The 10,130-nt window shown below is 72.3% G+C and carries 8 protein-coding genes; 4 read left to right on the top strand and 4 right to left on the bottom strand.

The window, feature by feature from the left end; translation table 11 throughout:
• Positions 1 to 1,532, bottom strand: a 1,532-nt coding sequence (locus tag AQJ64_RS43955) for a type I polyketide synthase (protein WP_211286538.1), incomplete at its 3' end; no start/stop codon positions are given.
• Positions 1,533 to 1,919: 387 nt separating this feature from the next.
• On the opposite strand from AQJ64_RS43955, the gene AQJ64_RS43950 reads away from it, so the two are divergent.
• Both AQJ64_RS43950 and AQJ64_RS43945 read left to right on the top strand, forming a co-directional pair.
• A complete protein-coding gene (locus AQJ64_RS43950; protein ID WP_055633847.1) occupies positions 1,920 to 3,128 on the top strand; it encodes a cytochrome P450 in 1,209 nt (402 codons plus the stop codon).
• A 42-nt stretch (positions 3,129 to 3,170) separates the two neighbouring features.
• Positions 3,171 to 4,385, top strand: coding sequence for a cytochrome P450 (locus tag AQJ64_RS43945; RefSeq protein ID WP_055633848.1), 1,215 nt, complete (start codon positions 3,171 to 3,173; stop codon positions 4,383 to 4,385).
• Between the two features lie 85 nt (positions 4,386 to 4,470).
• On the opposite strand, the gene AQJ64_RS43940 is transcribed toward AQJ64_RS43945, so the two are convergent.
• Positions 4,471 to 6,054, bottom strand: a complete 1,584-nt coding sequence (locus AQJ64_RS43940) for an ArnT family glycosyltransferase (RefSeq protein ID WP_055633849.1) — start codon at positions 6,052 to 6,054, stop codon at positions 4,471 to 4,473.
• Positions 6,055 to 6,438: 384 nt separating this feature from the next.
• Between AQJ64_RS43940 and AQJ64_RS43935 the strand changes: the two genes are divergently transcribed.
• Together AQJ64_RS43935 and AQJ64_RS43930 are read left to right on the top strand one after the other, a co-directional pair.
• Complete coding sequence (locus tag AQJ64_RS43935; RefSeq protein WP_055633850.1) at positions 6,439 to 7,365, top strand: ABC transporter ATP-binding protein; 927 nt, start codon at positions 6,439 to 6,441, stop codon at positions 7,363 to 7,365.
• A complete protein-coding gene (locus tag AQJ64_RS43930; RefSeq protein ID WP_240512602.1) occupies positions 7,362 to 8,537 on the top strand; it encodes an ABC transporter permease in 1,176 nt (391 codons plus the stop codon). The genes AQJ64_RS43935 and AQJ64_RS43930 overlap by 4 nt, the downstream gene beginning before the upstream one ends.
• A 133-nt stretch (positions 8,538 to 8,670) precedes the next feature.
• Here AQJ64_RS43930 and AQJ64_RS43925 read toward each other — a convergent pair whose 3' ends face one another.
• Positions 8,671 to 9,306 (bottom strand): nitroreductase family protein, encoded by a 636-nt coding sequence (locus AQJ64_RS43925; protein WP_206189690.1) that lies wholly within the window; start codon positions 9,304 to 9,306, stop codon positions 8,671 to 8,673.
• Positions 9,303 to 10,130: UbiA prenyltransferase family protein (locus AQJ64_RS43920; protein WP_059203542.1), on the bottom strand; the 828-nt coding region annotated here is incomplete at its 5' end. The genes AQJ64_RS43920 and AQJ64_RS43925, both read right to left, overlap by 4 nt.

Below are 10,130 nucleotides of genomic sequence, written 5' to 3'. Positions count from 1 at the left end.
ACCACCGCACCCAGCAGCCTCGCCGCCTGCGCCCGCAGCGCCCCCTCCCCACGCGCCGACACCGGCCACAGCACCACCCCGCCGTCACCGGCCCCGGACCCAGCCCCGGACCCAGCCCCGGACCCAGCGGACTCCTCCACCGCCTCCGACGCCTCCGCCTCCTCCAACACCACATGCGCGTTGGTGCCGCTCACGCCGAAGGCGGAGACGCCCGCACGGCGCGGCTGACCGTCCTCGGTCCGCGGCCACTGCTGAGCCGCGGCCAGAAGGCTCACCCGGCCCGCCGACCAGTCGACGTGGCGGGAGGGGGCGTCGACATGGAGCGTGCGCGGGAGCAGCCCGTGCCGCATGGCCATGACCATCTTGATCACGCCGCCGACACCGGCGGCGGCCTGGGTGTGCCCGATGTTCGACTTCAACGAGCCGAGCCAGAGCGGTCGTTCCCGGTCGCGTCCGTAGGTGGCGAGCAGGGCCTGTGCCTCGATGGGATCGCCCAGCCTGGTTCCCGTACCGTGGGCCTCGACCGCGTCCACGTCCGCCGCCGACAGCCCCGCGCTCGCCAGGGCCGCCCGGATCACCCGCTGCTGCGAGGGCCCGTTGGGGGCGGTCAGACCGCTGCTGGCGCCGTCCTGGTTGACCGCGCTGCCCCGGATCACGGCCAGCACCCGGTGACCGTTGCGCCGCGCGTCCGACAGCCGCTCCAGCAGCAGAAGCCCCGCGCCCTCGCCCCAGCCGGTACCGTCCGCCGCGTCCGCGAAGGACTTGCAGCGGCCGTCGGGGGAGAGTCCGCGCTGGCGGCTGAACTCGGTGAAGGTGACCGGCGTGGACATCACGGCCACACCGCCCGCCAGGGCCAGGGAGCACTCCCCCGCCCGTAGCGCCCGGCAGGCCAGGTGCAGCGCGACCAGGGAGGAGGAGCAGGCGGTGTCCACCGTGACGGCGGGACCCTCCAGGCCCAGGGTGTAGGCGACGCGCCCGGAGGCGATGCTGCCGGCACTGCCGTTGCCGAGGAAGCCCTCGAGGCCGGGCGGGGGAACGTCGAAACGGGAGCCGTAGTCGTTGTACATGACACCGACGAAGACGCCGGTGGGGCTGCCGCGCAGGGTGCCGGGGTCGAGTCCGGCCCGCTCCAGGGCCTCCCAGGAGATCTGCAGCAGAAGCCGCTGCTGCGGGTCGGTGCCGAGGGCCTCGCGCGGCGACATGCCGAAGAACTCGGGGTCGAAGTCCGCGGCGTCGTGCAGGAAGCCGCCCTCGCGGGTGGAGCAGGTGCCCGGGTGCTCGGGGTCGGGGTGGTAGAGGGACGCCACGTCCCAGCCGCGGTCCTCCGGGAAGGGCGTGATGGCGTCGGTGCCGTCGGCGACCAGGCGCCACAGGTCCTCGGGGGTGCGTACGTCGCCCGGGTAGCGGCAGGCCATGGAGACGATGGCGATGGGCTCGCGGTCCCTGGTCTCCAGCTCGCGCAGGCGGCCGGTGGTGCGGTGCAGGTCGGCGGTGACCCGCTTCAGGTAGTCCCGCAGGCGGTCTTCGCTCACAGCTCGGCCCCCAGACCCCGGTCGCGCACCACGGCGGGGAGCGGTGGCAGGCCCGCTGCGCTCGGAACGGTAGACAACACCGGAATCTCCTCAGGCTCGGACACCCACGCTCACGGCATGGCTCCTCGAACACCTCGAACGCCGCCCAGTCTGGGGGCGACCGGGCGGTCCACGGCCGCTTGACCTCCGACTCTGAAAAATCCCCTAGTTGCCCACGCCACCGGTCCGGCCCGCGTCCGGGCCCGCGTCCGGCACCGGCGGCACCGGTGGCACCGGCAAATCCCTAGAGTTGCGCGGCTCTTCTGGCCTTCGCTCCGCCCGGCGTGCTGCGCTGAGGCCGCTCCCGGCCCGCCTCCCGTGCGGCCCGCCCTACGAGAGGGGTTCCCGATGACAGCCGTGCCCGCTCCTGCCGGCCCCGAGGTGGCCGTGCCGCCCGAGGTCGGTCTCGACGGTGGTGCGACCCTGCTGGCCTGGCTGCGGCGGATGCGCGACGAGCAGCCGGTGTGGCGTGATCCGGCGGGCCGCTACCACGTCTTCCGCCACGAGGACGTCCAGCGGATCACCGCCGATCCCGCGGCCTTCTCCTCGGACACGGTGACCCGGCTGTCGGGCGGCGAGCGACAACCGCCGGGCGGCACGCTGCTGTTGCTGGACCCGCCCCGGCACGGCAAGCTGCGGCGGCTGGTGAGCAAGGTCTTCACCGCGAAGATGATCAATGAGCTGACCCCGCGCATCACCGAGGTGGCCACCGAGTTGCTCGACGGCCTGGGCGGCGGCGAGCGCTTCGACCTGATCGAGGCGTTCGCCAACCCGCTGCCAGTCATCGTGATCTCCTCCCTGCTCGGTGTCCCGCCGTCCGACCGCCCCCTGTTCCAGGTGTGGGCCGACAACCTGCTGACCGTGGACTGGGAGACGCCCGAGGGCGCCGAGGTCATGGGCACGACCGTGCAGGAGCTGGACGCCTATCTGCGCCGGCACGTCGCCGAGCGGCGGGCCCGCGAGCACGACGACCTGATGAGCCTGCTGGTCCGCGCCGAGGTCGACGGGGAGAGCCTGAACGACGACGACGTGGTGAGCTTCGCCGCGCTGCTGCTGCTCGCCGGCCATGTCACCACCGCCGTGCTGCTCGGCAACATGCTGCTGACACTGGATCTGGAAGAGGGTCTGCTCGCCGAGTTGCGGGCCGACCGCGCGAGGATCGCGCCGTTCACCGAAGAGGTGCTGCGCTGCCGGCCGCCGTTCCTGAAGATCGAGCGGGTGCCCACGGCTCCCGTGGAGATCGCCGGGGAGAAGGTGCCGGAGAACGCGATGGTGTACCTCTGGCTGCTGTCCGCCAACCGCGACGAGCGGATCTTCCCCGAGCCGGACCGCTTCCTGCCCGGCCGGTCCAACGCCAAGCAGCTCGCCTTCGGGCACGGCATCCACTACTGCCTGGGCGCGCCGCTGGCCCGTATGGAGGGACAGATCGCGCTCAATCTGATGCTCGACCGCTACGTCGACATCCGGGTCGACCGCGACGCACCGCTGTCCTACTTCGACAACCGTGTCAACGTCTTCGGTCTTCGGCGGCTGCCTCTCACGGTCCGCCGTGCCTGAGCGGCGCATCCGGGCGGACGGAACCCACCAGACGGAGGACTCATGGCCTACGAGCCGAAACCACCAGTGATACCGACCCATCGCGCCTGCCCCTTCGACCCCGATCCGGAGTACCGCCGGCTGCGCGAGGAGGAACCGATCAGCCCGGTCAGGTTCGACATCGCGCCGGGCCGCGACGACGGCTGGCTGGTCACCCGGCACGACCATGTGCGGGCCATCATGACCGACCCCCGGTTCAGCCACCGCGCGGAGCTGCTGGCGCTGGTGGCGTCACCGCCGTTCGAGGTGGAGAGCTACGACCCGCAGCCGTCGGGACCGGGGTCCTTCGTCCGGATGGACGCTCCGGACCACACGCACTACCGGCGGCTGCTGACCGGCTTCTTCACGGTCCGCAAGATCCAGGAGTACGAGCCGACGCTGGCCGGGATCATCGACGACGTGCTCGAGGAGATGGCCGGCCTCGAACCGCCGGTGGACCTGCTGCCGGCGTTCGTGCAGAAGGTCGTGTACCGGTCGGTGCACTCGGTGATGGGTGTGCCGGAGGAGGACATCGCCGAGCTCGACAAGCACTTCTCGGCGATCATGCGGATCGACTACACGCTCGAGGAGTTCATCGAGCACAACACGGCGCTGGACCAGACGCTGGCCCGGATCGTCAAGGACCTGTTCGCCGAACCGAACGACAAGCTGCTCGGCAAGCTGGTCAAGACCGGTGAGCTGACCGAGGAGGAACTGGCGAACATCGCCTGGATCACCATCGGCGGCGCCCTGGACACCACGCCGAACATGCTGGGCCTCGGCACGTTCGCCCTGCTGGAGCATCCGGAGCAGCTGGAGAAGGTCCGCGAGCAGCCCGAGCTGATGGAGCGGGCGGTGGAGGAGCTGCTGCGCTATCTGACGATCTCCCACATGGGCGCGAGCCGGGTGGCGCTGGAGGATGTGGAGGTCGGCGGGAAGACCATCGAGGCCGGGCAGACCGTGGTGCTGTCCCTGCCCGCCGCCAACCGGGACCCGGAGCAGTTCGAGAACCCGGAGGTCTTCGACGTCACCCGTCCGTCCCGTCGCCACCTGGCGTTCGGCTTCGGCATCCATCAGTGCCTGGGGCAGCATCTGGCCCGGGCGACCCTGCGCATCGGCTTCCAGAAGCTCTTCGACCGCTTCCCGGACCTCCGGCTGGCGGTCGAGCCGCAGGAGGTCCCGCTGCGGGACAAGGCGATGCACTACGGCGTGTACGCGCTGCCCGTGACCTGGGGGTGAGCGAACCCCGGACACGCACCGCGGGCCGTCCCGGGAAAGGGGCGGCCCGCGGTTTTTCCGCTCCGGCGCGCGGCGGCCGGACGGGCTACGGTGAGGCCGCGTAGGCGCTCAGGTGGGACATGCCGGGCCAGGTCGTGCGCCAGGGCCGGCGCAGTCCCTCGCACACCCAGACGGGGGTGCCCCAGTTGAGGTTGTGCACCCGGTCGGCGTTGGTGACCGTGCCGCGCCTGCGTACGCTGGTGAAGAACCGCCGCAGATAGGGGGCGTCCGCGCCCACGAAGACCACGGTCGCGGTGTCGTCGGCCGGGCGGCGCAGGTACCAGTAGCCGCGGTGGCCGCTGTAGGGCCGTGGGAGTCCGAGCCCCGGGCCGAACCGGTCGAGGGCGCCGGCCTGGTCGTACCGGTCGGTGACCAGCAGGGCCCGGCGGCGTCGGTCGGCGGGCAGGCCGCGGTAGACGCGCGCCACCGAGGCGGCCAGGTCGGGCCAGCCGACGCTCTCCATCGCCAGCCGGTCGGCGGATGAGCGGGTGAGCCGCTGCACCGGGTAGACCGGCAGCACCTGGACCGCCAGGGCCGCCGACACCAGGTAGACCACGGCCGTGGACCAGCTGCGCGGGCGGGTGGCGCGCAGGTGCTGCAGTCCCGTGGCGCCCGCCGCCCACAGTACGGCGAACAGCCCGGCGACGTAGTAGGGCCGTCCGTGGACGACGAGGTAGGAGGCGCACAGTCCGGCGAAGGTGAGCCCGAGGAAGCGGTAGGGGCGCGCCCGGCGGGCGATCAGCAGCCATGCCAGCCCGCAGCACAGGAGAAGGGCACCGGCCAGTCCGGCGGCCGAGAGGACGGTGGGCAGGAACATGGCCCGGCCGCCCTCCTCGGCGGCGACCTCCTGGGCGATGACCCCGGTCATGGCCAGTTGGGGCCAGCCGGCGCGGGCCTGCCACAGCAGGCCGGGCACCGCGGTGAGCAGGACTCCCGCCGCGGAGGCCCACAGCAGCGGGCGGCGCAGCAGCTCCCGGGGACCGACGAGGAGCAGGGCCACGAGCAGCACGGCCCAGAAGCCGACGCTGAGGAACTTGACCTGGAGGGAGACGGCGGCGGTCAGGCCGAGCAGGGGCAGCAGCCGGTCGCGCCGGGTGCGGACCCAGCGCACCAGCAGCCAGACGCCGACCGTCGTCAGGAAGATGTCCAGGGTCGCGGTGATGAGCAGATGGCCCATCTGGAGCATGACCGGCGAGACGGCGTACGCACCGGCGGTGGCGAGCTGGGCGGCCCGTCTGCCGCCCAGCTCGCGGGCGGTCAGGGCGGCGGTCAGCACCCCGAGTGCGGTGAGGGCCGCGGCCGGCGCGCGCAGCATCACCAGCGAGCCGGGCGCCGCGGTGTCGAGGGCGTGGGTCAGCAGGGGCAGCAACGGCGGCTGGTCGGCGTATCCCCAGGCGGGGCTGCGGCCGGCGGCGAGGAAGTACAGCTCGTCGCTGAAGTAGCCGAAGCGGTCGGCGGTGAGCAGCAGCAGGGCCGCGGTGACGCAGGCGACGGCGCACACCGGCAGCAGGGCCAGGGGTGGGAGCGGGGCGGTCGGCGGTGCGGCGGGAGCGCGGGTACGGGCGGTGGCCCCGGGAGGTCGGTACCCGCCGTCGCGGTGGGTGTCCTCGTCCCGGGCTGTGGGGGGCATCGTCGCTTCCTCGTTCCTGTCGGGTTCGCGGTGGGAGCACGGCGCGGGCTTGCGCCTCGAACCTACGGTCGGCGACCGACGCCGGAACGGCGTGTTCCCGTTTCCGGGGCCGGGAGTAGGGGCGATTCCCTAGTCTTCGGCGCTCTTGGTGGCCGTGGCTGTCGCGGCTGTGCTGGTGTGGGGTCTCCGGACCGCGCAGGGGCCTCCCGCCCCGTCGCGGTCCGGCCCCTTCCCGGCCGCCCTGCGGTGGACGCGTTCTCAGCGCCCTGTCACTCCCACGGCCCGGCCCCGATCCCTCAACCGATCACGGAGAGACGACAGTCGAGTGATGGACCTTCAGTTCATGTACGGCGGGGCCGGGTCGCGGCCCCGCACGGTCAGGGCGTGCGCGTCGTGACGGCGGCGATCGTCGCGGACGGCGTCCGCAAGCGGTACGGGGACATCCAGGCCGTCGACGGAGTCTCGCTGCACATCGAGGCGGGCGAGTTCTACGGCATTCTGGGTCCCAACGGCGCGGGCAAGACGACCACTCTGGAGATTCTGGAGGGCGTCCGCGAGCCCGACGAGGGCCGGATCGAGCTGTTCGGCGAAAGCCCGTGGCCGCGCAATCCCAGGCTGCTGAAACGGATCGGCGTGCAGTTCCAGGCGTCGTCGTTCTTCGACAAGCTCACCACGCGCGAGACGATCTGTCTGTTCGCGTCCTTCTACCGGGTCGGAGTCCGGCAGGCGGACGCGATGCTGGAGCGGGTCGGCCTCACCGAGTTCGGCGAGGTGCCGGCCGACAAGCTCTCCGGCGGGCAGGCGCAGCGCCTGTCGATCGCCTGCGGTCTGGTGCACGACCCGGAGATCGTCTTCCTGGACGAGCCCACGGCCGGTCTGGACCCGCAGGCCCGCCGCAATCTCTGGGACCTGCTGCGCGACGTCAACGCGGAGGGCCGCACCCTGGTCCTCACCACGCACTACCTGGACGAGGCCGAGATGCTCTGCGACCGGGTGTCGGTGATGGAGAAGGGCAGGGTGCTCAAGACGGGTGCGCCGGCGGCCCTGGTCCGCGAACTCGACGACATGGTGCGGGTGAGCGTGGAGTCGGGTCTGGTCAAGGCGGAGACCCTGCGCGGCCTGCTGGCAGCGGCCGGGGTGGAGAACGCCGTGGTGGAGGACGACGGGATCACGCTGTCGATCGCCACCCACTCCCCCGGCCCGGTGCTGTCGGTCCTGGCCGACCGGAGGGCGCTGCGCAGCCTGGAGGTACGCGGCGCCACCCTGGAGGACGTCTTCCTCCAGCTGACCGGACGGGAGTACCGCGCGTGAGCATCGACGAGACGTCCGCCGAAACGGCCGGGACGGCTGCGGCGGACCGGGAGAAGCCGGCGGGCAAGGCCGGTCCCGGCCGCAGGGGCCCCGTCAAGGACAGGCGGCTGAACCCGATCCGCGAGCTGGCCCGGGCGATGATCCTCAGCGTCCTGCGGGACAAGGGCACGATCTTCTTCCTGATGGTCTTCCCCATCCTGTTCCTGATGTTGTTCGGCTCGCTGTTCAAGAGCGGCGGGACCTCGCACATCAAGGTGGCCCAGGTCGGCGAGGTGCAGGTGCTCGACTCGCTCACCGGGGCACAGCGGGACCAGCTCTCCAAGGCCGCCACGATCACCCGGGTGAAGAGCGAGTCGGCGGCGCTGGAGAAGGTGCGCGAGGGTGACTACGACGCGGTGGTCGAGCAGGACGGGGACACCGTCGTGCTGCGCTACAGCGTCTCCGACTCGGTCAAGGGGGCTTCGGCCCGCGCGACGCTGAACGCGGTGCTGGAGCAGGCCAACCTGGCCGCCACCGGCATGCCCGCCAAGTACACGCTGAAGGCCAGTCAGGTCGAGGACGAGTCGGTCAAGCCCATCCAGTACCTGACCCCCGGTCTGCTGGGCTTCGCCATCGCCACCAGCGCGGTGTTCAGCACCGCCCTGACGCTGGTGACGCTGCGCCGCAAGAAGATCCTCCAGCGGATGCAGCTGTCGCCCATCCGCCCCTGGGAGGTGGTGGCCGCCCGTATCTCCATGACGATGCTGATGGCGTTGACCCAGACGGCCCTGTTCCTGGCGGTGGCGACCCTGCCGTACTTCGGTCTCAGGCTCACCGGGAACTGGTGGCTGGTGGTGCCGCTCGTGGTGTGCGGGACGCTGGCCCTGATGTCGCTGGGCCTGCTCATCGGCTCGGTCACCAACACCGAGGAGTCCGCGGGCGGCCTGGCCCAGCTGCTGGTGCTGCCTATGTCGCTGCTGTCGGGGTCGTTCTTCTCGCTGGACAGCGCCCCGGAGTGGGTCAGGGCGATCTCGTACGTGATGCCGTTGCACTACCTCGTGGAGGGCGGGGAGTCGGTGCTGAGCCGGGGCGGCGGTGTGCTGGACGTCCTGCCCACGATGGGCGGCATGCTGGCCTTCGCCGCCGTGGTGACCGCGCTGACGCTCCGGTTCTTCAAGTGGAACGAAGGCTGAGCCGACGCCGACGGACGACGTCCGGGGCCCTTTGCCGCAGCACGGCGGCGGAGGGCCCCGGACCCTTTCGGCGTTCCGCTCGACTCGCGCCCCGGCAGCCGCGTCAGGTGCGGTCGCCGCCCTTCCAGCCGCCCTACCAGCCGTCCTGGTGCAGGACCTCCTCGAGCGGCCGCCGCGGCCCCGGCCGGAACGCGGTGCGCAGGGGATACGCCGTCGGCAGCAGGGCGCCCTGGCGGACGGTGGGCGGCAGGCCCAGCAGGTCGGCGACCTCCCGCTCGCGGTCCAGATGGACGGCGGTCCAGGCGGTGACCAGGCCCCGGCTGCGGGCGGCCAGCGCATAGCTCCAGGCCGCCGGCAGCAGCGATCCCCAGACACCGGCCTGATTGCCCTCCGGCAGCCGGCCGTCGGGCAGTTCGAGGCAGGGGACGACCAGGACGGGCACCCGGTGCAGCCGCTCGGCCAGCAGCCGGGCGCCGGTGAGCACGGAGCGGGTTCCCTCGGGCTGCTCGTCCAGCCGCCGCAGTGCGGCGCCGTTGCGGTCGTGGAAGGCGGCCCGGTACACCTCGGCGACGCCGGCGCGGATCCGCGGATCGGTGAGCAGCAGCCAGTGCCACCTCTGGCGGTTGTTGCCGTTGGGGGCCTGCAGGGCGATACGCAGGCAGTCCTTGACCAGTTCCGGGTCCACGGGGCGCTCCAGGTCCAGGCCGCGCCGGACGGAACGGGTCGTGGTCAGCAACTCCTCGCCCGACAGGGAAGGTGGAGTGGTCACGGCAGCAGCACCGCCCGGAGGGCCAGGGCGAGGTATGTCGTCACGACGAACCCCGTCGCGGTGAGCAGGGGCCAGCCGCCGCGGCGCGCGGCCAGGAACCGCCGGGCGCCCCAGGCCGGCAGGACCGCCGTCAGGCACGGGAGCAGCCCGACGGCGCCGTCCGGCGCGAACAGGACGACCTGGCAGACGACCGCCCCGGCCGCGAGAGCGGCGGTGACGGCGGCGCTGCCCCGGGGGCCGAGGTCGGCCGAGTACAGATGGGTGCCCGGCTCCGCCTCCCACGCGGTCTTGCGCGCGAACTCGAAATGCAGGAAGACACACGCGCACAGGCCGAGCAGCAGCGCTCCACGCCGGTCGGCGGTGACGGTCCCGGCGGCGGCCAGCGAACCGTACACATAGACGCCGAGCAGCACCTGCACCGGGTAGGTGACCGCGAGGTTGAGCAGGTGCCGGTCGCGCACCGCCGCGGAGAGGCGTTCCAGGACGGCGAGGAACACTCCGTAGCCGAGGGCTGCCAGGATCAGCAGGACGGCGGTGGCGGACAGCGCCGCGTTCAGGCCGGCCACCACCGCGGTGAGGGCGGCCATGGCGCCGCGCAGCTCGGCGACGGTGATCGCACCGGTGACCAGGGGCCGGTCCGGATGGTGCACACGGTCGTAGGCGAGGTCCTTCTGCTCATCGAGCATCCGCAGGAACAGCAGCGCGAGGACGACGCTGAGGACCCGCACCCAGGTGGCCCCGGTCGGCCGCCAGGCCGTGCCGGTCAGGGCCACCGCGGAGCCCTCCAGGGCCAGGACCCACAGCAGGCCGTAGGTGGCGTAGAT

This window comes from Streptomyces griseoruber (assembly GCF_001514205.1).
GTDB lineage: Bacteria > Actinomycetota > Actinomycetes > Streptomycetales > Streptomycetaceae > Streptomyces > Streptomyces griseoruber.
This window is presented reverse-complemented; position numbering and strand designations above follow the sequence as displayed.

Coding starts and splice junctions, on each gene's coding strand:
- AQJ64_RS43945 (WP_055633848.1), top strand. CDS start 3,171: ATGGCCTACGAGCCGAAACCACCAGTGATACCGACCCATCGCGCCTGC.
- AQJ64_RS43950 (WP_055633847.1), top strand. CDS start 1,920: ATGACAGCCGTGCCCGCTCCTGCCGGCCCCGAGGTGGCCGTGCCGCCC.
- AQJ64_RS43940 (WP_055633849.1), bottom strand. CDS start 6,054: ATGCCCCCCACAGCCCGGGACGAGGACACCCACCGCGACGGCGGGTAC.